23 protein-coding genes are annotated in these 25,576 nt (G+C 70.5%); 10 read left to right on the top strand and 13 right to left on the bottom strand.

The features are described 5' to 3' along the window. Positions 1-392: 392 nt before the first annotated feature. Positions 393-1,595 carry a magnesium and cobalt transport protein CorA gene (locus AB0I18_RS04650; RefSeq protein WP_363103890.1) on the bottom strand — a complete coding sequence of 401 codons (1,203 nt, stop codon included), beginning with the start codon at positions 1,593-1,595 and terminating at the stop codon, positions 393-395. 145 nt (positions 1,596-1,740) lie between these two features. Between AB0I18_RS04650 and AB0I18_RS04645 the strand changes: the two genes are divergently transcribed. After that, positions 1,741-2,856, top strand: coding sequence for a winged helix DNA-binding domain-containing protein (locus AB0I18_RS04645; RefSeq protein WP_363103889.1), 1,116 nt, complete (start codon positions 1,741-1,743; stop codon positions 2,854-2,856). Positions 2,857-2,958: 102 nt separating this feature from the next. Here the strand turns inward: AB0I18_RS04645 and AB0I18_RS04640 are convergent, their stop codons facing one another. The 4 genes from AB0I18_RS04640 to AB0I18_RS04625 all read right to left on the bottom strand — a co-directional run bounded on the left by AB0I18_RS04640 (position 2,959) and on the right by AB0I18_RS04625 (position 8,907). After that, a complete protein-coding gene (locus tag AB0I18_RS04640; RefSeq protein ID WP_363103888.1) occupies positions 2,959-3,609 on the bottom strand; it encodes a LysE family translocator in 651 nt (216 codons plus the stop codon). Between the two features lie 233 nt (positions 3,610-3,842). Further along, a complete protein-coding gene (locus AB0I18_RS04635; protein WP_363103887.1) occupies positions 3,843-4,634 on the bottom strand; it encodes a serine protease in 792 nt (263 codons plus the stop codon). Positions 4,635-5,027: 393 nt separating this feature from the next. Continuing rightward, a complete protein-coding gene (locus tag AB0I18_RS04630; protein WP_363103886.1) occupies positions 5,028-7,904 on the bottom strand; it encodes an AAA family ATPase in 2,877 nt (958 codons plus the stop codon). A gap of 154 nt (positions 7,905-8,058) precedes the next feature. Then, positions 8,059-8,907, bottom strand: coding sequence for a LuxR C-terminal-related transcriptional regulator (locus AB0I18_RS04625; protein WP_363103885.1), 849 nt, complete (start codon positions 8,905-8,907; stop codon positions 8,059-8,061). Positions 8,908-9,032: 125 nt separating this feature from the next. On the opposite strand from AB0I18_RS04625, the gene AB0I18_RS04620 reads away from it, so the two are divergent. Together AB0I18_RS04620 and AB0I18_RS04615 are read left to right on the top strand one after the other, a co-directional pair. Beyond that, entirely contained in the window at positions 9,033-10,706 is a 1,674-nt protein-coding gene (locus AB0I18_RS04620; protein WP_363103998.1) for an AMP-binding protein, read from the top strand. Between the two features lie 23 nt (positions 10,707-10,729). Further along, on the top strand, positions 10,730-12,340 hold the full coding sequence (locus tag AB0I18_RS04615; protein WP_363103997.1) for an AMP-binding protein: 1,611 nt from the start codon (positions 10,730-10,732) through the stop codon (positions 12,338-12,340). Here the strand turns inward: AB0I18_RS04615 and AB0I18_RS04610 are convergent. Together AB0I18_RS04610 and AB0I18_RS04605 are read right to left on the bottom strand one after the other, a co-directional pair. Further along, the gene (locus AB0I18_RS04610) at positions 12,337-12,879 is read right to left on the bottom strand and encodes a GNAT family N-acetyltransferase (protein WP_363103884.1); all 543 of its coding nucleotides are present in this window, start codon (positions 12,877-12,879) and stop codon (positions 12,337-12,339) included. The two genes, AB0I18_RS04615 and AB0I18_RS04610, sit on opposite strands and share 4 nt — an antisense overlap. Positions 12,880-12,925: 46 nt before the next feature. After that, positions 12,926-13,861, bottom strand: a complete 936-nt coding sequence (locus AB0I18_RS04605) for a hypothetical protein (protein WP_363103883.1) — start codon at positions 13,859-13,861, stop codon at positions 12,926-12,928. A 340-nt stretch (positions 13,862-14,201) separates the two neighbouring features. On the opposite strand from AB0I18_RS04605, the gene gcl reads away from it, so the two are divergent. Beyond that, the gene (gcl, locus tag AB0I18_RS04600) at positions 14,202-15,986 is read left to right on the top strand and encodes a glyoxylate carboligase (protein WP_363103882.1); all 1,785 of its coding nucleotides are present in this window, start codon (positions 14,202-14,204) and stop codon (positions 15,984-15,986) included. A gap of 69 nt (positions 15,987-16,055) precedes the next feature. Here the strand turns inward: gcl and AB0I18_RS04595 are convergent, their stop codons facing one another. The 6 genes from AB0I18_RS04595 to AB0I18_RS04570 all read right to left on the bottom strand — a co-directional run bounded on the left by AB0I18_RS04595 (position 16,056) and on the right by AB0I18_RS04570 (position 20,762). Continuing rightward, entirely contained in the window at positions 16,056-16,229 is a 174-nt protein-coding gene (locus AB0I18_RS04595; protein WP_363103881.1) for a hypothetical protein, read from the bottom strand. Positions 16,230-16,702: 473 nt separating this feature from the next. After that, on the bottom strand, positions 16,703-17,620 hold the full coding sequence (locus AB0I18_RS04590) for a 2-hydroxy-3-oxopropionate reductase (RefSeq protein ID WP_363103880.1): 918 nt from the start codon (positions 17,618-17,620) through the stop codon (positions 16,703-16,705). A gap of 60 nt (positions 17,621-17,680) precedes the next feature. Further along, positions 17,681-18,538 carry a TIM barrel protein gene (locus tag AB0I18_RS04585; RefSeq protein WP_363103879.1) on the bottom strand — a complete coding sequence of 286 codons (858 nt, stop codon included), beginning with the start codon at positions 18,536-18,538 and terminating at the stop codon, positions 17,681-17,683. 169 nt (positions 18,539-18,707) lie between these two features. Next, complete coding sequence (locus tag AB0I18_RS04580) at positions 18,708-19,538, bottom strand: endo-1,4-beta-glucanase (RefSeq protein ID WP_363103878.1); 831 nt, start codon at positions 19,536-19,538, stop codon at positions 18,708-18,710. Between the two features lie 25 nt (positions 19,539-19,563). Then, the gene (locus AB0I18_RS04575) at positions 19,564-20,349 is read right to left on the bottom strand and encodes a pectate lyase (RefSeq protein WP_363103877.1); all 786 of its coding nucleotides are present in this window, start codon (positions 20,347-20,349) and stop codon (positions 19,564-19,566) included. An 8-nt stretch (positions 20,350-20,357) separates the two neighbouring features. Beyond that, the gene (locus AB0I18_RS04570; RefSeq protein WP_363103876.1) at positions 20,358-20,762 is read right to left on the bottom strand and encodes a hydrophobin family protein; all 405 of its coding nucleotides are present in this window, start codon (positions 20,760-20,762) and stop codon (positions 20,358-20,360) included. 226 nt (positions 20,763-20,988) lie between these two features. Here AB0I18_RS04570 and AB0I18_RS04565 point away from each other — a divergent pair, with 226 nt between their 5' ends. From AB0I18_RS04565 to AB0I18_RS04540, 6 genes are all read left to right on the top strand, one after another. Further along, positions 20,989-21,240, top strand: coding sequence for a hypothetical protein (locus tag AB0I18_RS04565; protein WP_363103875.1), 252 nt, complete (start codon positions 20,989-20,991; stop codon positions 21,238-21,240). Continuing rightward, a complete protein-coding gene (locus tag AB0I18_RS04560; RefSeq protein WP_363103874.1) occupies positions 21,237-21,605 on the top strand; it encodes a helix-turn-helix domain-containing protein in 369 nt (122 codons plus the stop codon). The genes AB0I18_RS04565 and AB0I18_RS04560 overlap by 4 nt, the downstream gene beginning before the upstream one ends. Before the next feature lie 160 nt (positions 21,606-21,765). Next, positions 21,766-22,284 (top strand): 2-oxo-4-hydroxy-4-carboxy-5-ureidoimidazoline decarboxylase, encoded by a 519-nt coding sequence (gene uraD, locus AB0I18_RS04555; protein WP_363103873.1) that lies wholly within the window; start codon positions 21,766-21,768, stop codon positions 22,282-22,284. Beyond that, positions 22,281-22,694 carry a hydroxyisourate hydrolase gene (uraH, locus tag AB0I18_RS04550; protein WP_363103872.1) on the top strand — a complete coding sequence of 138 codons (414 nt, stop codon included), beginning with the start codon at positions 22,281-22,283 and terminating at the stop codon, positions 22,692-22,694. Before uraD ends, uraH begins: the two co-directional genes overlap by 4 nt. Positions 22,695-22,699: 5 nt before the next feature. Further along, positions 22,700-23,629, top strand: a complete 930-nt coding sequence (pucL, locus tag AB0I18_RS04545; RefSeq protein WP_363103871.1) for a factor-independent urate hydroxylase — start codon at positions 22,700-22,702, stop codon at positions 23,627-23,629. A gap of 35 nt (positions 23,630-23,664) precedes the next feature. Next, complete coding sequence (locus AB0I18_RS04540) at positions 23,665-25,038, top strand: 8-oxoguanine deaminase (protein WP_363103870.1); 1,374 nt, start codon at positions 23,665-23,667, stop codon at positions 25,036-25,038. The last annotated feature ends 538 nt before the right edge of the window (positions 25,039-25,576 follow it).

The following is a 25,576-nucleotide window of genomic DNA, read 5'->3' as shown; positions in this document are numbered from 1 at the left end:
TCACCGCAAGAGGCCGGTCTTCTCTCTCGCTCCGGCGTCTTCGTGCAGACAGCGCCCGTTCGGCGAGTGCTTTACACCTTGTGGCCGCTGACGTGACCGAGCCGGGTACGGAACTGCTCGCTCGAGAAGGAACCTGCCCTGTTGCCCGTTCTGGGGGCGCGGCGCGGCCTGTGGCGAGTTGCTGAAGTCCCTCGTGTCGGACGTCCTCGCGGTGGACAAGGCTTGAGTACATCCTGGGAGTTCAGGGCCGCATCCTGCTCAGTGCGTGGCCTGCCAGTAGTCGTCGAATGCCCGACCTGTCTCCTTCCGGGTGCCGCATGGATGTCAATCGTTTCTCCCTGGGTCCTCCCAGGCGCTCGCCGACACCCAAAAGGCCAGGTCATGCGAGGTGTTCAGAGCCAGTCCCGCCGCTTGAAGATCACGTACAAACTGGCGCAGACAATCCCCATCAGGCCGATCGCGAAGGGGTATCCGAAGTGCCAGCCCAGCTCCGGCATGTCGTCGAAGTTCATGCCGTAGATCGTCCCGACGAGTGTGGGAGCGAAGAGAATCGCCGCCCATGACGAGATCTTCTTGATTTCCTCGTTCTGTTCGAAGCCCGCCTCGGCGAGGGCGCGCATCTCGGCGTTCTGCTGTTGGGTGACCAGGGTCGCGTTGACCGTGAGGATGTCCGCGAGGGCCTGGCGGAAGCCGTCCACGCGTTCGCTGGTGTGGGTGACGTGGTCGGCGACGTCGCGGAGGTAGCGCTGGAGTTCCTCGTCGGTGCCGTACTTGGCGAAGCCGGCCATCAGGCCGTGCAGCATGCCGACCAAGGGGCGGGTGGCGCGCTGGAACTCGACCATTTCGCGGGAGAGTTCGTAGATGCGGCGGGAGACCTTGGGGTCGCCGCGGAAGACCTCGGTCTCGATCTCGTCGATGTCGTTCTGGACGCCGGCGACGACCGGGGCGTAACCGTCCACCACCGCGTCGAGAATGGCGTAGAGGACCGCCTCGGGTCCGAGTTTCAGCAGCTCCGGGGTTTCCTCCATGCGTCGGCGCACGGCGGTGAGGTCCGGTGCGGCGCCGTGCCGGACCGTGATCAGGAAGTCGGGGCCGATGAAGACGTGCAGTTCGCCGAAGTCGACCTCCTCGGGCGCGTCGAGGTAGCGGGCGGCGCTCAGGACGACGAAGAGCGTGTCGCCGTAGCGCTCCAGCTTCGGGCGCTGGTGGGCCTCCATCGCGTCCTCGATGGCGAGCGGGTGGAGGTCGAACTCGGCGGCCAGGGAGAGGATTTCGTCCTCCGTCGGGCGGGCCAGGCCGATCCAGGCCATGCCGTCCGGCTGGTCGCGCAGCTCGCGGAAGGTGTCCGCGAGGGAGGCGGGGGCCGCGACGCGCACGCCGTCGCGGTAGAGGGCTGCCTGTACGACGCTGCCGGGCTCCGGGGGAGTGGTCTCGGCGGGGGCCGGGCTGGGCTCCGGGGGTTCCGTGGGCGGTGGCGCCGTCGAGGTCATGGCGCGTCGCCACATCGACTTCCGGTTGCCCTTCGTGACCGGCTTCGCGTTGCCCTTCGCATCGGCCTTCGAAGCGGGTACGGGGCGGACTCGGCGCTCCGGCATCGCGGCTGCCTCCCGTGTCGAACAGCTGTCTTTCTGATCACGGAGCAGGATATACGGGTCAAATGGCGTGAGTGCGCGGGGTGGGTAGGAGATCGTCAAGGGTTGCGGACAGAAGGTGTCCGCAAGGCCCGCTAGCGTGCGGAGCATGACGAAGACCTCGACCGCCCCCGTGCTGAGCGCCCGCGCGCTGAACCGTGCGACCCTCGACCGGCAGTTGCTCCTGCGCCGGGCCGCCCGGTCCGCGACGGACGCCGTCGAACACCTCGTCGGCCTCCAGGCACAGAACGTGAAGCCCCCGTACTACGCGCTCGCCGCCCGCCTGGAAGGCTTCGTGCCGCAGGAGTTGTCGGCCGCGATGGAGGCCCGCGAGGTCGTCCGCATCGTGACCATGCGGTCCACCATCCACACCCACACCGCCGACGACTGCCTCACCCTGCGGCCGCTCGTGCAGGACGCGCGCGAGCGGGAGCTGCACGGCTTCCGCAAAGGGCTCGTCGGCGTGGATCTCGACCGGCTCACCGAGATCAGCCGGGAGCTGGTCGAGGCCGAGCCGCGCACCATGAAGCAGCTCCGCGAGGCGCTGCTCACCGAGTGGCCGGACGCCGACCCGCTCGCGCTCTCCGTCGCGGCCCGTTGCCGGCTGCCCCTCGTCCAGGTCACCCCGCGCGGCCTGTGGGGCAGGAGCGGCCAGGTCGCTCTCACTACCGCCGAGCACTGGCTCGGCCGCCCGGCAGAGCCGGCCCCGGCCCCGGACGCCACCGTCCTGCGCTATCTCGCCGCGTTCGGCCCCGCCTCCGTCAGGGACATGCAGGCCTGGGCGGGCCTGACCCGGCTGCGCGAGGCCTTCGAGCGGCTCCGGCCCCAGCTGATCACCTTCCAGGACGAGCGCGGAGTCGAGCTCTTCGATCTGCCGGACGCGTCCCGCCCGGACGCGGACACCCCGGCTCCGCCGCGCCTGCTCCCCGAGTTCGACAACCTGCTCCTCTCACACGCCGACCGCTCCCGGGTCGTCCCAGCCGAGTACCGGGGGCGCAGCTGGCAGGGCAACCAGGCCTACCGCACGCTGCTCGTCGACGGCTTCCTCCGGGGCGTATGGCAGCTGGAGGAGTCCCGCGACCAGGCCGTGCTCACGGTCGAGCCGTTCAGCACGCTCACCAAGGGGCAGCGCGACGAGGTGGTCGAGGAAGGGCAACGGATGCTGTCGGTGCTGAGTGAGGCGTCCTCGAACGACATTCGGTTCGGGACCGTCGTACGAGGCTGACAGCGGCCGACGACAAGCTGATGGCAGCCGACGGACAAGGGGGCGGGACTGGAGAGCGGCGGTCGGTCGGCCCGGCAAGGGGGCAGGACTGGAGCGCGGCGCTCAGTCCGCCCGGCCCGTCGCCGCCACCGTCACGCCGAGCCCGATCATCGTGAAGCCGCCCGCGCCGCCGATCAGCGACAGCCGCCGGTCCGAGCGGGCGAACCAGCCGCGGGCCGTGGCCGCCGTCAGGCCCCACAGGGTGTCCGTGACCAGGCCGATGGATATCGGGATCAGGCCCAACACGAGCATCTGCAGCGGGAGTTGACCGGCGGAGTGGTCCACGAACTGGGGGAGCACGGCGGCGAAGAAGACGATGCCCTTCGGGTTCGTGACACCGACCAGGGCGCCGTCCAGGACCGTTCGCAGATCGCTGCGGGCGGGCGACCGGTCGGTGTGCCGCTCGATGGCCGACGCCCGCACGTCCTTGCGGTGCCGGACCGCCTGCACGCCGAGGAAGACCAGATACGCGGCTCCCGCCAGCTTCACCGTCATGTAGACGACGACCGAGCGCTCCACTATCGAGCCGAGCCCCACCGCGACCGCCACGACCAGCAGATACGAGCCGAAGACGTTCCCGACCGCCGTCGCCACCGCCGTGCGCCGGCCGTGGGCGAGCGCCCGGCCGATCACGAACAGCACGCTCGGACCCGGGATCATGACCACCAGCAGCGACATCGCCGCGAAGGCCAGGAACCGGTCTGTCGACACCATGCCGTCACCCCCCGTAGTTCAGCCCATCACCCGCACCGGAATCCATCACCCGCACCAGAATCCATTGAAACAGGCGGCACTGACAATGCGCCCAGGCATGTCACGGCAGATGGAAAGGGGGCGTTGCGGGCCGCTCGTGGAGGCCCGCAACGCCCCCTGGCACTACCTGAGTCGTGCTCAGGAAGTCTTGGGACGGGACGTACTGCAGGACGTACTAGGAGTTGACCTGCGTACTAGGAGTTGACCTGCGTCGTCACGAGGCTGGAGAACGTGGTCAGCCGGGTGTAGACGCCCGGGTACGCGGCGTCCGCGCAGCCGTAGCCCCACGACGTGATGCCGGCGAGCTTGCCGCCGATGACGAACGGGCCGCCGCTGTCGCCCTGGCAGGTGTCCACGCCGCCGGAGGCGAAGCCCGCACAGACCATGTCGGAGGAGATGTACGACGAGCCGTACGACGAGGAGCAGGTGGCGTTCGACACGGTCGGGACCGTGGCCGTACGCAGCTGGTTGGAGGACGAACCGCCCGAGCTGGTGGTGCCCCAGCCGGTGATGCGGGCGGTGGTGCCGGCCGCGTACACGCTGGTCTCGGAGGCGGAGACGTAGCCGATGGGCGTGTACGGCATGGCGGTCGACAGGGTCAGGACGGCGATGTCGTCACCGTTCTCGGCGTCCGAGTAGTCGGGGTGGATCCATATCTTGCTGACCTGGCTGACGGTGCCGTTGGTGCCGTTGCGGTAGGTGCGGCCGCCGACCACACGGGTACTGCTCGTGGTTCTCCCGACCATGCAGTGGGCGGCCGTGACGACCTTCGTGGCCGACACCAGGGTGCCGCCGCAGAACTGGGACTGCGAGGCGTTGGTGATCTGCATGACGTACGGGTACGCGGCCGCCGTGGTCGTCGAACCACCGACGATGGGCTGCGGAGCGGCACTCGCGGTGGACGTGCCGAGCAGGCAGGTCGTCGCGGCGGCGGCGATCGCCGCGGTCACGGCGGCGGCCTTCTTGGCAAAGGTGAGCCCGAACATGGTTCTCCTCAGGTGTGCCGGTGGGGGGTGCACTGTGGGGGTGGAACGACAGCCTGCGGGGCGGGTCCCACGCTAGAAGCGGACCGACCCTTTCCCCAATGAGGGAACTCCCTGCGGGAGTTGACGAGGGATAACCCTCGGTCCCTGCGGCGGGGCCTCCGGGCGGACACGAGCACCGGCCCCGCTCGGGCTCACCCCGCCCTTCGGCCTCCGATCCCCAGCCCTCGACCGGCACCGGCTTCTGGCTTCCGGCCGTGCGTCACCCGCCGGCAGAGCACCGTTCGCCGAGCGTCGGACCCACCGAGCACCGGCCCCACCGACCGCCCGGGGTGCCGTCCCTCGTCCCCGCTCACCGCCCTCGGCTCGGTCCCCCTCGGCTCGGTCCCCCTCGGCTCACTCCGCCCGTTGCTGCCCCGCCGCCAACCGGACGATGTCGACCCGCGACCGGATTCCCAGCTTGCGGTACACGCGTGTCAGCGTTGCCTCGACCGTTTTCACGCTGATGAACAGGCGTGCGGCGATCTCGCGGTTCGTGGCGCCCTCCAGGACGAGCGCCGCGACCTGGCGTTCCGTCGCGGCCAGCCGGTCGAGTTGGGACAGGGCCGACTCGGCGACCGCCGGAGCGGAGACGGAGGCCGGCGCGGCGGTCGCCGAGGGCACGGCCGCGGCGAACGCGTCCAGCTGGCGCAGCCAGGGCACGGCCTTGCAGCGCCGGAACAGCCGCGCGGCCTCGTCGTACGAGCCCCGCGCGGCCCGCCCCGGCCGCTCCGCCCGCAGCCGGGCCAGCGCGAGGGCCGCCCGGGCCTCTTCGAGTCCGTAGCCGAGACGGGCCAGTTGGTCCTGAGCCGAGGTCAACTGCTCTGCGGCCGCGTCGTGTTGGCCGCCCGCCGCCTTCACGAGGGCCTCCGCGCGGTCCAGTACGGCGAGGACGCTCGCCCGCCGGAGCCGTACCGCGTGCTCAGGCGTGGCGGTGATGACGTCCTGCGCCTCCGCCGGTTCACCGACCTGTACGAGCGCCTCGGCGAGGTCGCCGTGCCAACGGCCGCGCGCGGGGTCGAAGATGCCGAGGCCCTGCTCCAACTCCCTTGCCCGGCGCAGTGACCGGACGGTCCCGGCCGCGTCCCCGCCCACCAGCTGGGCATGCCCGAGCGCGCCCAGCGCACGCGAGAGGTAGATCAGGTCGCCGTCGTCCTCGGCCCGCCGCACCGCGTCGTCGGCCAGCACGAGCGCCCGGTGCACATCGCCGCCCGCGGCCTCGGCGAGCGAGGTGAACATGTTGCCCGCGGCCTCGCCGATGCCGGTGTCCCGGGCGAGCCGCAGGCTCTCGTGGGCGAGGTCGAGCGCCCGGCCGCAGTGCCCGGAACGCAGTTCGGTGTCGGCGAGCCCGCGCAGGAAGTGCACCTCGCTCTCGACCATGCCGCGCCGGCGCACCTCGCCGAGGAGCCGGGTGATCGTCGCGCGTGCGTCGGTGAGCTGGTCGCTCATGATCTGCCAGCGGAAGCGGGTGGCGCCCGCACCGTTGTGGTCGCAGGCCACCTTCGGGTCCTGCGGTTCCCGCAGCGCCCGTTCGAGGGTCGCCGGGGCCTCCGGGTGACCCATCAGCGTCTCCATCTGGGCCTGGAAGGACAGCGCCAGCAACTCGGTGCTCCGGTCGGCGGCCGTGGCGGCGAGCCGTGCGGCCTCGGCCGCCTCCTCGCGGCCCTTCTCCATCTCGCCCCCCACGAGCAGCGCCCGCCACGCCAGTTGGTAGCGGACCAGCGCGAGCAGCCGCGGATCGTCGCCCGCGTCCGCGAGGGCCTGCGGGAAGACGGAGTCGACCTCGGCCATCGCCTGCCCCGCCGAGTCGATCACGACCATCCAGGCGCGTACCCGGACCGCCGCGTCGGTCGCCCGGTCCAGGACGTCGCGGGCCACCTCGCGGGCGAGGTCGATCTCACCGGAGGTGAGCGCGTCCTCGGCGGACCGCAACCGCCGTTCGTCCGCGCCGGGTCCGCCGTCCGGGGGAGTGTGCCGGGCGGCGAGCAGGCCGAGGTGGGCCGCCACCGAGGGTGCGCCGCGGTCCCGGGCCAGCGCCGCGGCCTCGGAGAGCCGTGCCGCCACCCGCTCGTCCGTGCCGCTGGTGGCCAGCGCGAGATGCCGGGCCCGCTCGATCGGGTCCGAGGCCGCCGTGGACAGCGCGGCATGGGCGGCCCGCCGCTCCTGGGGTGTCGCCTGGGCGTACAGCGCGGCCGAGACGAGCGGATGCGCGAAACGCACGGCGCCCTCCTGGCCGTCAGGCCCCTGGGCGTCGGGGCCGTGCGACGCCAACAGGCCGAGCGAGGCCGCGAGCGCCGTCTCCGACTCCGCGTTCGTACGGCCCGCGGCGTGCAGCAGCGCCAGAGTGGGGCGGGCTCCCGCGCTCGCGACGAGCAGGGTCTGCCGGGCGTCGGCGCACAGCAGTTCGAGACGGCTGAGGACGAGGGCCCGTAGCGAGGTCGGCACCGGCAGCGGTTCGCCGGGGCGGGGCGGTGTCGGGCTCTCGGCCAGGGCGCGGCCGAGCTCCAGCGCGAACAGCGGGTTGCCGCCGCTGGTGTGGTGGATGTCCCGCAACGTCGAGCGGCGCAGCCCGGTGTAACCGCGGGCGGCGAGCAGCTCGGACACCTGCGGCCGGGTCAGCGGAGTCAGCCGCAGGGCAAGCGCCTCCGGTGGATACGCGCGTAGATACGGGTCGTGCTCCTGCTCCTTCGGTTCGGTGCCGGTACGCACCGCGCCGAGCATCCGTACCGGCATCCCGCCGAGCCTGCGGGCCGCGAAGCCGAGCAGCTCGGCGCTGGGCGCGTCCAGCCACTGCAGGTCGTCGGCGACGAGGAGGACGGGACCCTTGGCCGCCAGCGCGCGCAGCACCGACAGCACCGCGAGACGCAGGGCCAGCGCGTCCCGGGTCAGGGACGATTCGGCACGGCCGGTGAGCGCGGCTTCGAGCGCGGCCTGCTGGGGGGCGGGCAGCGTGTCCGCGACCTCGTCGGCGACCAGGCCGAGCAGATCGACCAGGGCGAGGAAGGGGAGATGGGATTCCGACTCGGTGGCCGAGCAGCGCAACACGGTTCGGGCCGATTCGGCATATTCCGCGGCCAGTGCCCGCAGGACGGTCGACTTTCCTATTCCGGGCGGACCGTGCAGGAGAACGCTGCTCCCTCGGACGAGCTGCTCACCTGCTCGTCCGAGCAGTTCGTCCCGCCCGACGACCTGGTCGGAACGGGGTCTGACAGGCTCTTCGAAATCCCGTCGCACGCGCACCGCTCCTCTCATGTCGTGTCCGGTTCAATATTAAGCAAAGAGCCTCTGAATTTATGAGGGTTGCGCCGTGAGGGAAATAACAGAGTCTTGGTATAGGCGGTTTCAGAGTGCTCGCGCATGAATGGAAACGTGACGGACGGGACGGGTCTCAGGGCAGCAGCCCCGCCCTCCGTGCCGCCACCACCGCCTCCAGCCTCGTGTGCGCGCCCAGCTTGCGCATCGCCGAACGCAGATAGGCCTTCACCGTCTCGGGCCGCAGTCCGAGCCGGTCCGCGGCGGCCGCGTTGGTCCGGCCGGCCGCCACACAGGTCAGAACGTCCAGCTCACGCGGGGTGAGCCGGACCCGCCGGGCCGTCGGCGGCGGGGCGGGTGCCGTGGCCAGCGTGTCGCAGACCGCGAGGAGCTCCGCCCGCAGCGCCGGGTCCACGACGCGCGGTGCCAGCGCCCGCAGTGCCTCGTGCGCCTCCCGGACCTGCTCCCACACCCGTCCCGACGGCACGCCCGCGGTCGGCTCCGACTCGTGCGCCACCGCCAGCAGGCCGTGCGCCTCGTCCCGTACGACCAGCGACTGCTCGACGTCCCGCGCCGCCTCGACCGCCGCGGCCAGCGTCCGGTCACCCAGCGGCTGGGCCGTGCGCAGCGCGCCGTACAGGACACCGCGCACCTGGCGGCGTACGACGACCGGCACCGCGAGCACGGACCGCAGGCCCTCCGCGGCGACCGCCGCGTCGTACTCGTGGCTGATCCGCCGCGAGGCGGAGTAGTCCGTGACGGCGCACGGCCTGGCCAGGGCGACCGCCTTGCCGCCGAGTCCGTTGCCCGACGACACCGCGAGCGCGCTGAGCGCCGCCGTCGCCGTGCCGTTCAGCTCGCTGATACGGACCTGCTGCCGGCCCGGCTCGACCAGCCCGCCGAAGGCGACCGGCAGCCCCGTCGTCCGGCGCAGCCGCATCAGCGCGCCGCGCATCTCCACCGCTTCGGCTGCGCCTGTCGCCACGTGACCGTCCCTTCGCCGCCACGCACCCCCGTCCGGGGGTGGTGAGACCCGCATCACGGATTACACGATGTCATTGAGCCACCCGGCAATGGTGCCGGAGCCGAGGAGGACAGATGACGACGACGATGACGTCGACGGAGCGCTTCCGCAGCGCGCGGGACTTCCTGCTGGAGCATCGCGAGGACTATGCCACGGCCTACGGGGGTTTCAGCTGGCCCCGCCCGCAGTTTTTCAACTGGGCGCTCGACTGGTTCGACGTGATCGCGGACGGCAACGGCCGGACCGCACTGCACATCGTCGAGGAGGACGGCCGCGAGACCCGCCTGTCCTTCGGCGAGCTGTCCGTGCGCTCCGACCAGGTCGCGGAGTGGCTGCGCGAGCTCGGCGTCCGGGCCGGGGACCGGATCCTGGTCATGCTCGGCAACCAGGCCGAGCTGTGGGTGACGGCGCTCGCCGCGATGAAGCTGCGCGCCGTGGTCATCCCGGCCACCCCGCTGCTGGGCCCCGCCGACCTGCGGGACCGCGTCGACCGGGGCCGGGTCCGGCACGTGCTCGTGCGCGCCGAGGACACCGGCAAGTTCGACGAGGTGCCCGGCGACTACACACGTATCGCCGTCGGCGGTGAGCACCGGGGCTGGCAGTCGTACGAGGACGTGTACCGCCGCACCTCCTCCGCGGGCTTCCGGCCGGACGGCCCGACCCGGGCCGACGACCCGCTGATGCTGTACTTCACCTCGGGCACCACCGCCCGCCCCAAGCTCGTCGAGCACACCCATGTGTCGTACCCGGTCGGCCACTTGGCGACCATGTACTGGATCGGTCTCAAGCCCGGCGACGTACACCTGAACATCTCCTCGCCCGGCTGGGCCAAGCACGCCTGGTCGAACCTCTTCGCGCCCTGGAACGCCGAGGCGACCGTCTTCCTCCACAACTACACGCGCTTCGACGCGGGCCGGCTGATGGCGGAGATGGACCGGGCGGGAGTGACGACGTTCTGCGCTCCGCCCACCGTGTGGCGCATGCTCATCCAGTCCGACCTGAGCCGGCTGAGGACGCCGCCGCGTGAGGCCGTCGCCGCCGGAGAGCCGCTGAACCCCGAGGTCATCGAGCAGGTGCGGCGGGCCTGGGGTGTCACGGTCCGGGACGGCTTCGGGCAGACCGAGACGGCTGTGCAGGTGTCCAACAGCCCAGGTCAGCAGCTGAAGACCGGGTCCATGGGGCGGCCGAGCCCGGGTTTCCGGGTCGAACTGCTCGACCCGGTGTCGGGCGCGCCGGGCGCGGCGGAGGGCGAGATCGCACTCGACCTGTCGGCACACCCGGTGGGCCTGATGACCGGCTACCACGGCGACGCCGCCCGCACGGCCGAGGCGATGGCGGACGGCTACTACCGGACGGGTGACATCGGTTCGCGGGATGACGACGGATACATCACTTACGTCGGGCGCGCCGATGATGTCTTCAAGGCGTCCGACTACAAGATCTCGCCGTTCGAGCTGGAGAGCGCGCTGCTGGAACACGAGGCCGTCGCGGAGGCGGCCGTCGTGCCCGCCCCGGACGAGCTGCGGCTCGCGGTCCCGAAGGCGTACGTCGTGCCGGCCGAGGGGTGGGAGCCCGGACCGGACACCGCGAAGGTGCTCTTCGAGCACTCGCGCAGCGTCCTCGCCCCGTACAAGCGCATCCGCCGCCTGGAGTTCGGCGAGCTGCCCAAGACCGTGTCGGGGAAGATCCGGCGGATCGAGCTGCGCGAGGCCACGGCCGCGGGCTCGGCCGCCGAGTACCGCGAGGAGGACTTCCGGTGACCGAATCGTCTGAATCGACCGAACTGTCGACCGAACTGTCGTACACGCACGGGACGAGCCGCACGGTCCTGCTCGGAGACACGATCGGAGCCAACCTGGACCGGGCCGTCGCGGCCTGGCCGGACCGGGAGGCGCTCGTCGACGTACCGTCCAGGAGGCGCTGGACGTACGCCCAATTCGCCGCGGACGTCGAACAGTTGGCGTGCGCGCTGCTCGCCACCGGGGTCGCGAAGGGTGACCGGGTGGGCATCTGGGCGGTCAACTGCCCCGAGTGGGTGCTCGTCCAGTACGCCACCGCCCGCATCGGCGCGATCATGGTGAACATCAACCCGGCCTACCGCACCCACGAGGCCGAGTACGTCTTCAAGCAGGCCGGGATCTCCGTGCTGTTCGCCTCGATCAGCCACAAGTCGAGCGACTACCGGGCGATGGTCGAGCAAGTACGGGGAAAATGCCCGCAGTTGCGGGAGACCGTGTACATCGGCGATCCCACCTGGGACGCGCTGGTCAGGCGCGGGACACCCGATCTGCGCGAGGAGTTCCGGTCGCGCGGTGGCGAGTTGTCCTGCGACGACCCGATCAACATCCAGTACACCTCGGGCACGACGGGGTTCCCCAAGGGCGCGACCCTCTCGCACCACAACATCCTCAACAACGGCTATTTCGTCGGTGAGTTGATCGCCTACAGCGAGCAGGACCGGATCTGCGTCCCGGTGCCCTTCTACCACTGCTTCGGCATGGTGATGGGCAACCTCGCGGCCACCTCGCACGGCGCGTGCGTGGTCATCCCCGCTCCGTCCTTCGACCCGGCGGCGACACTGCAGGCGGTCGAGCGGGAGCGGTGTACGTCTCTCTACGGCGTACCGACCATGTTCATCGCGGAGTTGAACCTCCCGGACTTCGCCACGTACGACCTCTCCTCCCTGCGGACCGGCATCATGGCGGGCTCGCCCTGCCCCGTCGAGGTCATGAAACGGGTGGTCGCCGAGATGCACATGGAAGAGGTCTCCATCTGCTACGGCATGACCGAGACCTCGCCGGTGTCCCTCCAGACCCGCCGCGACGACGACCTGGAACACCGCACCGGCACGGTCGGCCGCGTCCTGCCGCACATCGAGGTCAAGGTCGTCGACCCGGCGACCGGGGTGACGGTGCCCCGCGGCTCGGCGGGGGAGCTGTGCACCCGCGGTTACTGCGTGATGCTCGGCTACTGGGACGAGGCCGAGAAGACCGCGGAGGCCGTCGACGCCGGGCGCTGGATGCACACCGGGGACCTGGCCGTGATGCTCGACGACGGATACGTACAGATCGTCGGCCGGATCAAGGACATGATCATCCGGGGCGGCGAGAACATCTACCCCCGCGAGATCGAGGAGTTCCTGTACGCACACCCGAAGATCGCCGACGTGCAGGTGGTGGGTGTACCCCATGAGCGGTACGGCGAGGAGGTACTCGCCTGTGTCATCCCGCGCGACGCCGGCGACCCGCTGACGCTGGAGGAGCTACGGGCCTTCTGCGATGGGCGGTTGGCGCACTACAAGGTGCCCAGCCGGTTGCGGATCATGGAGGCCTTTCCGATGACGGTGTCGGGGAAGGTGCGGAAGATCGAGCTGCGGGAGAAATACGCCGTCTAGCGCCCTGGGTCCAGGCCCTGGGCGGGGTCGGTGGTGGCCCTGTACATGCACACCCGGGGCCAGCGGTCGAGGCCGTGGTCGGCCTCCGCCGCGCGGATCTTCCGCAGGCCCGGGGTGAGTTCGGGCTCGGCCAGCACGTGGAAGCCGAGGCGCTCGTAATAGGGCGCGTTCCAGGGGACCTCCGCGAAGGTGGTCAGGGTGAGACCGGCCAGACCCTGGTCGCGTGCGCGGTCGGCAGCGTACGCGATCAGGTCCCGGCCCACGCCACGGCGGGCGGCGTCCGGGTGGACCGAGACCTGCTCGATGTGGAACGCGGCGTCCAGGGGCTCGCCGATCAGGTACGCGATGACCCGGCCGTCCTCCTCGGTCTCGGCGACCCAGGCGTGGCCCGCCTCGCGGAAGCGCTCCAGCAGGTCGAGCGCGGGCGGCTCGTCGTCGGCGACCTCCGGCATGCCGAGGGCCCGGAAGGGTTCGCCCGCGGCGCGTTCGATGTCCTGGAGCAGCGGGAGGTCGGTGGCGGTCGCGGGTCTGATGGTCATGGGTCAAGTATGTGACCGCATCCGGCAGTTGGGGAGTCGGGGGTGGTCAGGCTCCGGTGGCGATGAGTTCGTCGGCGAGGCTGTTCACCGGTTGCGGGGTGCCGGTGAGGTCCAGCACGAAGAGCGGGACGCCGAGGGAGTCGGCACGGGAGCGGGCGTCCTCGTCGTACCCGGCCAGCGAGAAGTAGACGCAGCCGGCCGACTCCGTCATCGCCGTGAGCCACAGGCACTCCACGTCACGCAGGGACGCGGGGCGCACGGTCGGGTCGACCTGGGCGACGATCCCGCGGGCCGCCAGGCCTATCCCGGAGGGCGGCCGCTGGTCGGCCCGCCGGATGTCCCGGTAGCCGAGCCAGCGCAGGTAGAGGGCGGCGGCGGTGACGGCGTCCCGGGCCGTACGGATGGCCACCGGCTGGAACGCGGGACGCGGGGCCGGGGCGGTGCGGGGAAGGGGGATGCGGGCGGGGCGGCCGGAGCCGTGGGGTGAGGTCGGGGGCGGGGCCGGCGTCGGGTGCTGGGTGCCGGTGCCGGTGCCGGTGCCGGTGTCGGTGCGCGGGGCCTCGGACTCGCCGCCCGGGTTGGCTTCCGGTCCGTCGCCCGGGCCCGTATCCGGCTCGTGGCCCGAGCTCGGACCGTCGTCCGCGCCCGTCTCCGTAGTCAGCCCGGCGTCCGCGTCCGAGTTCGGCTTGTTGTGGGAGCCCGCGCGCGTTTTGAAACCGTCGTTTTCGTCTTGGTCTTCGTCTGGGTCTGCCGCTGCGCCTGCTATGTGCGCGTCGGTATGGGGACCGGCGCCCAACGCTGCTTCCGTCCCCGCGTTCACCACCGGTATCCGCAGCACCGTCCCGCAGGAGCACCCCAGTTCAGGCCGCGGCCACTGGTCCGCACGCCCGCAGGCCGCGCAGCGCACCGTCACCCAGCCGCCGTCCCAGGTGTGGTGCGTGACGGGCTCCGGGTGCGCGCGCCGGTCGAGCACGGGCGCCACGGGCGTACCGCACGCACACGGATACGACGGCGCCGCATAGACATGCTCGCGCCGACAGGCCGGACACCGTACCGGCACGCTCTCGGCCATGAACCACTCCAGAACACCACATCGGGACAGCCACTCCATCGTCCTCCGGAACCCCGCCCTCCGACAGCGAAACGATCGGACGCCCGGGGATTCCGGCCATCGCCGAGCCGTCCGCCCTCCCTTGACGCTGCACGGACCCCCGCATACATTGCTTCCAGATAGTAGAAGTTACTTTCCGTATTACGGAATTTGAAGCTCTCCGCGGGGCGCGACGGGAGCCCGAATCCGACGGCCGAAGCAGGAGTACGCAATGGCTCGTATGACCGCTGCCCGCGCGGCAGTTGAGATCCTCAAGCGTGAGGGCGTCACCGATGCGTTCGGTGTTCCGGGCGCGGCGATCAACCCGTTCTACGCGGCCCTCAGGGCGTCCGGCGGCATCAGCCACACCCTGGCCCGGCACGTCGAGGGCGCCTCGCACATGGCGGAGGGGTACACCCGTACCGCCGCCGGCAACATCGGTGTCTGCATCGGTACGTCGGGCCCCGCCGGTACCGACATGATCACCGGCCTGTACTCGGCGACCGGCGACTCGATCCCGATCCTGTGCATCACCGGGCAGGCCCCGACCGCGGTGATCCACAAGGAGGACTTCCAGGCCGTCGACATCGCCTCGATCGCCAGGCCGGTGGCGAAAATGGCCGTCACCGTCCTCGAAGCCGCCCAGGTCCCGGGCGTCTTCCAGCAGGCCTTCCACCTGATGCGCTCGGCCCGTCCGGGACCCGTCCTCATCGACCTGCCCATCGACGTCCAGCTGACGGAGATCGAGTTCGACCCGGAGACGTACGAGCCGCTGCCGGTCTACAAACCCTCCGCGACCCGTGCCCAGATCGAGAAGGCCATCGGGCTCCTGGGTGAGTCGGAGCGGCCGCTGATCGTCGCCGGTGGCGGTGTCATCAACGCCGACGCCTCCGAACTCCTGGTGGAATTCGCCGAGTTGACGGGTGTTCCGGTCGTCCCGACCCTGATGGGCTGGGGCATCCTGCCCGACGACCACGAGCTGAACGCCGGCATGGTGGGCCTCCAGACCTCGCACCGCTACGGCAACGCGACCTTCCTGGAGTCCGACTTCGTCCTCGGTATCGGCAACCGCTGGGCCAACCGTCACACCGGCAAGCTGGACGTGTACACGGCCGGCCGGAAGTTCGTGCACGTGGACATCGAGCCCACCCAGATCGGCAGGATCTTCGCCCCGGACTACGGGATCGCGTCCGACGCGAAGGCCGCGCTGAAGCTGTTCGTCGAGGTGGCGCGCGAACTCAAGGGGCGGGGCGCCCTGCCGGACCGGTCCGGGTGGGCGCAGGCGGCCCAGGAGAAGAAGGCGACACTCCAGCGCCGTACGCACTTCGACGACATCCCCATCAAGCCGCAGCGCGTCTACGAGGAGATGAACAGGGCCTTCGGCCCCGAGACCCGGTACGTCACCACCATCGGCCTCTCACAGATCGCCGGCGCCCAGATGCTGCACGTCTACCGGCCGCGCCACTGGATCAACTGCGGTCAGGCGGGCCCCCTCGGCTGGACCGTCCCCGCCGCACTCGGAGTCGCCAAGGCCGCCCCTCAGGCGCAGGTGGTCGCGCTGTCCGGTGACTACGACTTCCAGTTCATGATCGAGGAGCTGGCCGTCGGGGCCCAGCACCGGATCCCGTACGTGCACGTCCTGGTGAACAACGCCTACCTGGGTCTGATCCGGCAGGCCCAGCGGGCGTTCGACATCGACTTCCAGGTCAATCTGGAGTTCGAGAACCTCAACTCTCCCGAGCTGGGCGTCTACGGAGTCGACCATGTCAAGGTCGTCGAGGGACTCGGCTGCAAGGCGATCCGCGTCACCGACCCCAGGGAGCTGGGCGCGGCCTTCGAACAGGCGAAGAAGCTCGCGGCCGAGTTCCAGGTGCCGGTCGTCGTCGAGGCCGTCCTGGAGCGCGTCACCAACATCTCGATGTCCACGACCAACGACATCGGCAACGTCGTGGAGTTCGAGGAGATCGCGACGGAGCCGGCCCACGCACCGACGTCCGTCAAACCCTTGAAGGTCTGACCGGCCAGGTACTGAAGGGCAAGCCGAGGCCCCCGTCCTGAGGACCAGGACGGGGGCCTCGCGGCGCGTTCAGTCCGAGCAACCCCCGCAGTCCGGACCGAACCCGACGCCCCCGTGCTTCCCCCGAACCGCGGACACCCCCGACGTCCGCAGTACCGTGCCGGACCGGCCGGAGCTGGCGACGCCGTGGAGCAGCGCCTCCGCGAACTGCTCGCGCCGAGGTGTGGTCATCACACCGCTCATGCGTCTCACCTCCGATTCCGGCCAAGCCCGCTGTTTCCCCGTTATGAGGCCCGCCGCCCCCGTGCCGGCGGGCCTCACATGCTGAGAATGTGCCCTGAAGCACAGTGAGTTGAAGCCCCCGGGGCCATGTTCAGAGGTTGATTTGAGGGTTCCGTAGCCGGGGTACGCCCGGATGCGTACGCCGCATGTACGCGGTCTCTCCTGAACCAAGAGCGCCGAGTACGGGACCGTCCGTACTCGGCGCTCTTGGTTCAGGTGGTTCAGGCTGGGACCGCGGTGGCCGCGACGGACCCGGGGCAGCCCGTTCCCTCAGGTCGAGAAGGGGGCCTCGGGACCTTCACCACCGCACTGGCTCGCACACCACCGCGGTCCCGTTCGGTTCCGGGCGGCGCCGCCGCTTGGGCGCGACAGGACAATTGTCAGCGGCGGCGCCGCCCGGAGGTCTGTGCGGGCCCGGCGTCGCGGGCCCGGGTTCAGAGTTGCGCGCCGGAAAGGCGCTCGACGGCGCGCAGCAGCGCGGAGTGGTCCAGGCCGCCGTCGCCCTGCGTACGCAGGGAGGCGACGAGTTGGGCTACCACGGCGCCGACCGGCAGCGCCGCGCCGACGTTGCGGGCGGCGTCCGTGACGATGCCCATGTCCTTGTGGTGCAGGTCGATGCGGAAGCCCGGCCTGAAGTCGCGGTTCAGGAAGTTGTCCTTCTTGCGCGTCAGCACGGTGGAGCCGGCCAGGCCGCCGTTCAGGACGTCGAGGGCCGCCTTGAGGTCGACGCCCGACTTCTCCAGGAAGACCACGGCCTCGGCGCACGCCTGGATGTTCACGGCGACGATCAGCTGGTTCGCGGCCTTCACGGTCTGGCCGGAGCCGTGCGGCCCGCACAGCACGATGGTCTTGCCCAGCGCCTCGAAGATCGGCTCGGCCGCGTCGAAGTCGGCCTGCTCGCCGCCGACCATGATGGACAGCACGGCCTCGACGGCCCCGGCCTCGCCGCCGGACACCGGGGCGTCCAGGACGCGTATGCCCTTGTCCCGCGCCGCCTTCGCCAGGTCCACGGAGGTCTGCGGGGTGATGGAGGACATGTCGATCAGCAGGGCGCCGGACCTGGCGTTCTCCAGGATGCCGTCGGGGCCGTACGCGATGGCCGCGACCTGCGGGGAGGCGGGCACCATCGTGATCACGACGTCGGCGTCCCGGACGGCCTCGGCGATCGAGCCCGCCGCCGTGCCGCCCGCGGCGGTCAGCCGGTCCAGCTTGTCCTGTTCCAGGGTGAAGCCGGTGACGTCGTATCCGGCCTTGATCAGGTTCTCGGACATGGGAGAGCCCATGATGCCGAGCCCGATCCAGGCGACCGCCGGTCGGGTTGGGCGGGAGGAATTGCTGAGTGTGCTGCTCATGAGGGTGCCTCTCTGAAAGCCTTACTGTCCAAAAGCCTTGATACGTCGATGAGTTGGCGCTCAGCGTGCCGCGCGCGCCTCGGCGGGCAGCCAGTCGAAGGACTCGTCACTCGGACGGTCGCCCGGCTTGTACTCCAGGCCGACCCAGCCGTCGTAGCCGGCCTTCCTCAGCTGGATGAGGAGGTCCTCCAGCGGGAGCGTGCCCGTGCCCGGGGCGCCGCGGCCAGGGTTGTCGGCGATCTGTACGTGGCCGGTCTTCGCGGCGTACCGCTCGATCACCGACGGCAGGTCCTCGCCGTTCATGGACAGGTGGTACAGGTCCATCAGGAACTTGGCGTTGCCCAGGCCGGTAGCCGCGTTGATCCTGTCGACGACGGCGACACCGGCCGGGGCGGACACCAGCGGATAGCGCGGTGACTCCGGCTTGTTGAGCGTCTCGATCAGCAGAACCGCGCCGATGCGGTCGGCCGCGCGGGCCGCCAACACCAGGTTCTCCAGGGCGAGTTCGTCCTGCTCGGCCGGCTCCACGCCCTCGACGCGGTTGCCGTACAGGGCGTTCAGGGCCCCGCAGCCCAGCGACTGCGCGAAGTCCGCCGCCACGTCGATGTTCGCGCGGAACCGCTGGGACTCCGCACCGGGAATCGACAGTGCGCCCCGGTCCGGGCCCGGCAGTTGCCCGGCGTAGAGGTTCAGGCCCGTCAGCCGGACCCCGGCGTCCTCGATCGCCTTCTTCAGCGCGTCGAGCTCGGCGCCCTCAGGAGTGGGGGAGTCGATCCAGGGCCACCACAGCTCGACCGCGGTGAAGCCCGCCGCGGCGGCGGCCGCCGGGCGCTCCAGGAGCGGGAGTTCCGTGAAGAGGATCGACAGGTTGACGTTGAAGCGCTGGTCCGCGGCTGCGTCCATCGAGAAACCCGGCATGGGTGTCGGCGCTCCCTTCCCTATCAAGTTCCGTATTGTGGAATCTTCTTTCTGCTTTATGGAAAGGCTGCCCGCGTCGGCGGACCTTGTCAAGGGGTGCCGCCCGAAATGCGCCGGGCACGCGGAAGGCTCCGGGCGGAATCGCCCGGAGCCTTCGCCGTGATGGTGGTCAGCCGACGTTCACGGAGTAACTGCTGGTGCTCAGCTTGCCCTTGCCCGTGAACACCTCGGTGCCCGCCTCGACGCTGGTCAGATAGGAGGTGGACGCGAGGAGGCGCCGCTGTACCAGGGCGTTCGTCAGTGCCGTGAGGTCGGTGGTCGCCGCGTTGGTGTTGACGGCACGGACGTACGAGTAGACGTTCCAGCTGCTCGTCACCCGGCCGCCGCTGTCCTTGTTGACGATCTTGCCGACGTACAGGTCCCAGGCCGTGCCCGCGACCGTCAGGCGCTCGCGCTTGGTGCCCAGGGGTCCGGCGCCGTTCTGGCGGTTGAGCCAGACCATCACCTCGTCGTGGGGCTGGTCCTTCCAGTCGGGGTTGGGTTTCTGGTGGAACCAGAGGTCGTACGAGACGTTCATGACCGTCGGCGTGTTCTGGGTGATGTTGAAGTTCCAGCTCGACGTCACCTTGCGGCCGCTGTTGAGCCGGACCGGGAGCCTGGTGTTCTTCTCCTTCCAGCCCCAGTGCCAGCCGAGGACGACGCTGCCGTACGCCTTGACGCTGGTCCTGTCGCCGGTCCAGTCGAAGGACGTCTCCCAGTTGGCCTTGCCGCCCCGGTAGGAGTTGAGCCAGGTGCACTGCTTGCCGCTGGCGTTCTTCGCCCCCCAGACGTTGTTGTTGAGGTAGTACGGCGAGATGCTGACCGTGCTGAAGGCGGCGCAGGTGTCCGCGGCGCGGGCCGCGGCCTCCGGGGCGAGGAGCAGGGGGACCGCCAGGGCGGTCGCGCCCACCAGTGCGGTGAGCGGGGTGCGGAGCCGGCGTCGGCTTCCGGTGGGGACCACGGTGTCTCTCCCTTACCTGTGGGTCTTACCTGTAGGTGATGTCCGACGTCCGGTAGAGGCAGTTCCTGCCGTCCGGCCCGGAACCGGTCTTGGTGGGCTCCCCGACGGTCACTCCGCGGAACTTCTGGCAGATCACGATCTTGCGCCCCGGGTCGCCCAGGACGGTGATCCGCGTCAGCCGCGCGGTGTCCCCGTACGGCGTGGGGTTGATGCCGACGACGTCGTGCCCGGGGGACTTCACGGTGACGTTGTCCAGGACGACATGGCGCTGGTACTGGGTCTTGCAGACGCCGCAGGAGCGGTAGAGCTTGCCGAAGCCCTCCACCTGGACGTTGCGGATGACGAACGTGCCGGGGCCGTTGTGCTGGAACACCTTGTCGGCCGCCTTGCGGGCGCCGCCGCCGTCGATCGTCATCGTCTGCGAGCCGCGGGTGCCCTTGAAGGTGGCCGCGTCCTCGCCGACGTCCTCCCACCACACGTTCTTCAGCGTGCAGGTGCCCCGGCAGTGGATGCCGTCGGCGGCCGGGGCGCCGATGATGACGTTGGAGACCGTGGCGCCGTCGGCGAGTTCCAGGACGGGCGGCTGGTTCTCGGCCTGGTCACCGCCGCCGAGGGCGCCGGCACCCACGAAGCGGGTGAAGTCGTAGTTCCTGGTGCCGGTGACCTTGATGGTGGCGGTCACCTTCTGAACGCGCTTGGCGGCCGGCCAGTCGGCGGCCGCGGCCGGAGAGGGCCCGGCGACCAGGGTGACGGTGTTCAACGCGGCGGCCAGTGCGAGGGCGGCACCGAGCAGCGGACGAAGTCGCCTCATGGCGCCCTTCACCGTCCCTTCCGCAGGTGGTGGGGGTCGATGGTGTGCGAGGAGCCCGCGGGGACGCAGCCCAGCGCGATCAGGCCCCACCGGCCGGCCTCGGAGTCGGACACGCACTCCAGGGCGACACCGCCGTCGCACTCGTCGACGTGCTCCTCGGGGGTGAAGTTGTGCCGATGGCAGCCGATGCCGACGGAGACGTCCGACGGGACGCTGAGCCGCGCGTGATCGAGCACCGGCGCGATGTGGCTGTCGCCCGCCGGGGCGATCTCGTGACAGCAGTAGCCCGCGGGGAGCTTGACCATGGTCGTGGTGGGCATGGTGCGTGCCGAAGCCGTCGCCGGCATCAGTGGCACCAGGGCTGACGCCGCGAGGGCGGTCAGCGGCACAAGGGTGCGTGTGCGGATGTTCATGGACGAATCGTTATGCGCTGCCGACCGTCCGCGCGCGCCCACGCGGCCGAACGTGTGTCCCACGGGTCGCCCGGATATTCGATCCGGCTGTTCGGCCGGCCGTTCCTCACAGGGTCGAGGACCGGTGGGCTAGGGTCCGGGCTAGGGTCGCTTGAGCGCCCGAGCCGCCCTCGTTTCCGGTGGGCCGGGGAAACGCACAGGTCGGAGCCGATGCCATGGGGGCACAGTGCGATTGAGAGTCGAGTTCACGACGGAGCCCTTCGACCTCGACGAGGCACCGCCGCACGCGCTGGTCGCCCGCGAGGTCATCGAAGGGGCCGAGTTGGACGCCGTGGACGTCGGTCCGTTCGGCAACACCGCGGAGGGCGGCGCGGACTCGGTGCTCACCGCGGTCGACGCCCTGTTGCGCAAGGCGCTGGAGGCGGGCGCCACCCGGGTGTCGCTCCAGGTCAACGTGATCGGGGAGGCGGATAAGTGACCGCTTTCGGGGACGACCCCTTCGTCACGGCCGTCAAGCCGCTGGTCGACGCCATGGGCGGCGAGATGCTCCCGCCCGATCAGGCCGGCCCCGACGACGTCGTGCTCTCCTGGGCGGGCGCCGACGTCGTCGCCGTACGCCTGCCGCAGCTCGCCGACTCGCTGGACCACATCCTCGCCGCCCTGGAGCGCAAGCGCGGCAAGCCCCTCGCGGAGCTCGACCGCAAGGCGAAGCAGGAGGTCGTACGGATACTCGAGGCGCGCGGGGCCTTCTCCGTGCGCCATGGCGTGGAGACCGTGGCGAGCGCGCTCGGCGTCAGCCGGTTCACGGTCTACAACTACCTGAACCGCGAGAAGAGCTCCTGACCAGGGGAAACGCGCCCTCTCGGGTCCCGTCTGACGCGCCGCCGCCCAGCACCGGGCGGCGGCTTCCGGTACCCGGAATTTTCAACAAACTGTTGACGCGATGTTTTCGAGGGCGTTAGCTGGTCGCAGCCAGATCAGTGACAAGGCCACGGAGGCTCCCGTGACTTCGACTTCCACGCCGCCGGGCCTCGCCCGGTTCAACGCCCTGGAGGAGCACGCGGCCTATGCCGCCCTCCACGAGGTGTGCGCCTCCTCGGCATGGGCGCGGAGGCTGCTCGCCCATCGCCCGTACGCCACGACCGACGACCTGTTCGCCGCGAGCGACACGGCCATGGCCGGGCTGACCTCTGCCGACCTGGCGGAGGCGATGGCCGGGCACCCGCCGATCGGGCGCCCGAAGCCCGGCGATCCGACCTCCTCGCGCGAGCAGCGCGGCATGGCCGGTGCCTCCGACCGACTCAGGTCGGAGATGCTCGAACTGAACCTGGCGTACCAGGAGAGGTTCGGCCACGTCTTCCTGATCTGCGCGACCGGCCGCACCGGTGAGCAGATGCGTGACGCGGTCAAGGAGCGGATCGGCAACTCGCCCGAGCAGGAACGCGCGATCGTGCGCACAGAGTTGGGCAAGATCAACCGCATCCGGCTGGCCCGACTCGTCGAAGAGGAAGCCCGAGCATGAGCACCAGCACCACCGCCTCGGTGTCCACGCACATCCTGGACACCTCCGTCGGCCGCCCCGCCGAAGGAGTCGCCGTCCAGCTGTCCGCCCGCTCCGGGCGCGATGCGGACTGGCAGCCGCTCGGGGGTTCCGCGACCGACGCGGACGGGCGGTGCAAGGACCTGCCGGCGCTGCCGGAGGGCACCGCACACGTACGGCTCGACTTCGCCGTGGAGCCGTACTTCGAGAAGAAGCAGGACTTCGAGAAGAAGCAAGCCGATCCGCAGCAGGACGCCCCCGCGCATCGGGACAGCGGTCCTGGGGTGTTCTTCCCGGAGGTGGCGATCACGTTCGCCGTCCGGCCCGGCGAGCACTACCACGTACCGCTGCTGCTCAACCCGTTCGGCTACTCCGTTTACCGAGGGAGCTAGCAGACATGACCCCCACTTCCCGTCCCGGCCGCCCGGCCCTTCTCGGCCAGAACCAGTACGGCAAGGCCGAGAACCGAGTCGTCAAGATCACGCGGGACGGCGCCACCCACCACATCAAGGACCTCAACGTCTCCGTGTCGCTGAGCGGCGACATGGACGACGTCCACTACTCGGGCTCCAACGCGAACGTCCTGCCGACGGACACCACCAAGAACACGGTGTACGCCTTCGCCAAGGAGCACGGCATCGAGTCCGCCGAGCAGTTCGGCATCCACCTCGCCCGGCACTTCGTGACCTCGCAGGAGCCGATCGGCACGGCGCGTATCCGCATCGAGGAGTACGCCTGGGAGCGGATCGAGAACGCCGGTGCGGGCGCGCACTCCTTCGTCCGCAAGGGGCAGGAGACCCGGCTGACCCAGGTCACGTACGACGGCTCGTCGTGGGAGGTCGTCTCCGGCCTCACGGACCTGACCGTGCTGAACTCGACCGACTCCGAGTTCTGGGGCTATGTGAAGGACAAGTACACGACCCTTCCGGAGGCCTACGACCGCATCCTCGCGACCTCCGTCTCCGCGCGCTGGCGGTTCAACTGGACCGACGACGAGCAGCGGATGCCCGACTGGGAGGACTCCTACGAGCAGGTCAGGAAGCACATGCTCCAGGCCTTCGCGGAGACGTACTCGCTGTCGCTCCAGCAGACGCTGTACCAGATGGGGTCGCGGATCATCGACCACCGCGACGAGATCGACGAGGTCCGCTTCTCCCTGCCGAACAAACACCACTTCCTCGTGGATCTGGAGCCGTTCGGCCTCAAGAACGAGACCGCCGACGGAGCCGTGTACTTCGCCGCCGACCGCCCGTACGGCCTGATCGAGGCCACCGTCCTGCGGGACGGCTGCGAGCCGCACATCCCGGTGGACCTCACCAATCTCTGATCACCGTCGAGGATATGGAAAGTAGAGGACGAACGATGGCAACGGTGACTCAGCGCATCGTCATCGAGAACTGTGCGATCGCGACCGTGGACGCCGACGACACCGAGTACGCGTCGGGTCACGTGGTCGTGGCGGACAACCGCGTCGAGTCCCTGGGTGCGGGCCGGGCCCCGGAGGGCCTGGCGAACGTCGTACGCCGTATCGACGCGACCGGTCATCTGGTGACCCCCGGCCTGGTCAACACCCACCACCACTTCTACCAGTGGATCACCCGCGGCCTCGCCACGGACCACAACCTGTTCAACTGGCTGGTCGCGCTCTACCCGACCTGGGCGCGCATCGACGAGCGCATGACGTACGCGGCGGCCCAGGGCTCCCTCGGCATGATGGCCCGCGGGGGTGTCACCACCGCCATGGACCACCACTACGTCTTCCCGAAGGGCACCGGCGACCTGTCGGGTTCGATCATCCGGGCCGCGCGTGAGATGGGCGTCCGCTTCACGCTCGCCCGCGGTTCCATGGACCGCAGCGAGAAGGACGGCGGGCTGCCGCCGGACTTCGCCGTCGAGACCCTCGAAGGCGCGCTCGCCGCCACCGAGGCGACCGTCGACGAGCACCACGACCCGTCCTTCGGTGCCATGACGCAGGTGGCCGTGGCCCCCTGCTCACCCTTCTCGGTGTCGACCGAACTGATGAAGCAGGGTGCCGAGTTGGCCCGCCGCAAGGGCGTACGGCTGCACACGCACGGCTCGGAGACCGTGGAGGAGGAGCAGTTCTGCAAGGAGCTGTTCGGGATGGGCCCGACCGACTACTTCGAGTCGACCGGCTGGCTCGGCGAGGACGTGTGGATGGCGCACTGCGTGCACATGAACGACTCCGACATCGCCGCGTTCGCCCGTACGAAGACGGGGGTGGCCCACTGTCCGTCCTCCAACGCCCGCCTGGCGGCCGGGATCGCGCGCGTCCCCGACATGCTCGCGGCCGGCGTCCCGGTCGGCCTCGGCGTCGACGGCACGGCGTCGAACGAGTCGGGCGAGCTGCACACCGAGCTGCGCAACGCCCTGCTCATCAACCGACTCGGCGCCCATCGCGAGGCCGCGCTGAACGCCCGTCAGGCGCTGCGGCTCGGTACGTACGGCGGTGCCCAAGTCCTGGGCCGGGCAAGCGAGATCGGCTCCCTTGAGCCGGGCAAGCTCGCCGACCTGGTGCTGTGGAAGTTGGACACCCTGGCCCACGCGTCGATCGCCGACCCGGTCACCGCCCTCGTCTTCGGCGCCGCGGCGCCGGTCACCGCGTCCTTCGTGGGCGGCGAGCAGATCGTCGAGAACGGCCGGCTGCTGCGCGCCGACGAGGACGCCATCGCCCGCTCCACGCGGGATGAGGCTCAGCGCCTCGCTGCGCTGGCCTGAGCAGGTGAAGAGCTCCGGCTGAGGGGGACGGCCCTCGGTCGGTAGCCGTGGACCCGAGCGGGGTTCATGGCGACCGTGTCCGGGGTGCGGGCACGCCTGTGCCCGCACCCCGGAGCGGTGTTCCTGCCCTTCCCCTGGGGCTCCGCCCCAGACCCCGAGGGGGTGCGTCGTCGGGTGCGGATGGGTTGTGGCTGGTCGCGCAGTTCCCCGCGCCCCTGGAGGGCGGGCTGCGCCCTGCCCTCCAGCCCGCCAGTCCGCCCGGGCACCCACCCGTCCAGGCCCCCCGCCCGTCCGCGCACCCGCCAGCCCGTGCACTCGGCCCGTCCACGCACCCGCCCGTCCAGGTATCCACCCGTCCAGGCACCCGCCCGCGCACTCACCAGCCCGTCCGCTCGGGCACCCAACCGTCCATGCACCCGCCCGCCCGCGCACCCAGCCCGTCCAGGAACCCCCAGCCCGCCCGCGCACCTCCCCAGCCCGTCCCGGCCCACTCAGCCCGTCCGGCGTTTGAGGACGAGGCCGTTCAGGCCGATGAGCG

It is taken from the genome of Streptomyces sp. NPDC050704 (genome assembly GCF_040654355.1).
In the GTDB taxonomy this organism is placed as follows: Bacteria; Actinomycetota; Actinomycetes; order Streptomycetales; family Streptomycetaceae; genus Streptomyces.
This window is presented reverse-complemented; position numbering and strand designations above follow the sequence as displayed.

Bases quoted from the DNA above. Each gene is read 5' to 3' on its own strand.
- AB0I18_RS04650 (WP_363103890.1), bottom strand. From the start codon at position 1,595: ATGCCGGAGCGCCGAGTCCGCCCCGTACCCGCTTCGAAGGCCGATGCG.
- AB0I18_RS04645 (WP_363103889.1), top strand. From the start codon at position 1,741: ATGACGAAGACCTCGACCGCCCCCGTGCTGAGCGCCCGCGCGCTGAAC.
- AB0I18_RS04640 (WP_363103888.1), bottom strand. From the start codon at position 3,609: ATGGTGTCGACAGACCGGTTCCTGGCCTTCGCGGCGATGTCGCTGCTG.
- AB0I18_RS04635 (WP_363103887.1), bottom strand. From the start codon at position 4,634: ATGTTCGGGCTCACCTTTGCCAAGAAGGCCGCCGCCGTGACCGCGGCG.
- AB0I18_RS04620 (WP_363103998.1), top strand. From the start codon at position 9,033: ATGACGTCGACGGAGCGCTTCCGCAGCGCGCGGGACTTCCTGCTGGAG.
- AB0I18_RS04610 (WP_363103884.1), bottom strand. From the start codon at position 12,879: ATGACCATCAGACCCGCGACCGCCACCGACCTCCCGCTGCTCCAGGAC.
- gcl (WP_363103882.1), top strand. From the start codon at position 14,202: ATGGCTCGTATGACCGCTGCCCGCGCGGCAGTTGAGATCCTCAAGCGT.
- AB0I18_RS04595 (WP_363103881.1), bottom strand. From the start codon at position 16,229: ATGAGCGGTGTGATGACCACACCTCGGCGCGAGCAGTTCGCGGAGGCG.
- AB0I18_RS04590 (WP_363103880.1), bottom strand. From the start codon at position 17,620: ATGAGCAGCACACTCAGCAATTCCTCCCGCCCAACCCGACCGGCGGTC.
- AB0I18_RS04585 (WP_363103879.1), bottom strand. From the start codon at position 18,538: ATGCCGGGTTTCTCGATGGACGCAGCCGCGGACCAGCGCTTCAACGTC.
- AB0I18_RS04575 (WP_363103877.1), bottom strand. From the start codon at position 20,349: ATGAGGCGACTTCGTCCGCTGCTCGGTGCCGCCCTCGCACTGGCCGCC.
- AB0I18_RS04570 (WP_363103876.1), bottom strand. From the start codon at position 20,762: ATGAACATCCGCACACGCACCCTTGTGCCGCTGACCGCCCTCGCGGCG.
- uraH (WP_363103872.1), top strand. From the start codon at position 22,281: ATGAGCACCAGCACCACCGCCTCGGTGTCCACGCACATCCTGGACACC.
- pucL (WP_363103871.1), top strand. From the start codon at position 22,700: ATGACCCCCACTTCCCGTCCCGGCCGCCCGGCCCTTCTCGGCCAGAAC.
- AB0I18_RS04540 (WP_363103870.1), top strand. From the start codon at position 23,665: ATGGCAACGGTGACTCAGCGCATCGTCATCGAGAACTGTGCGATCGCG.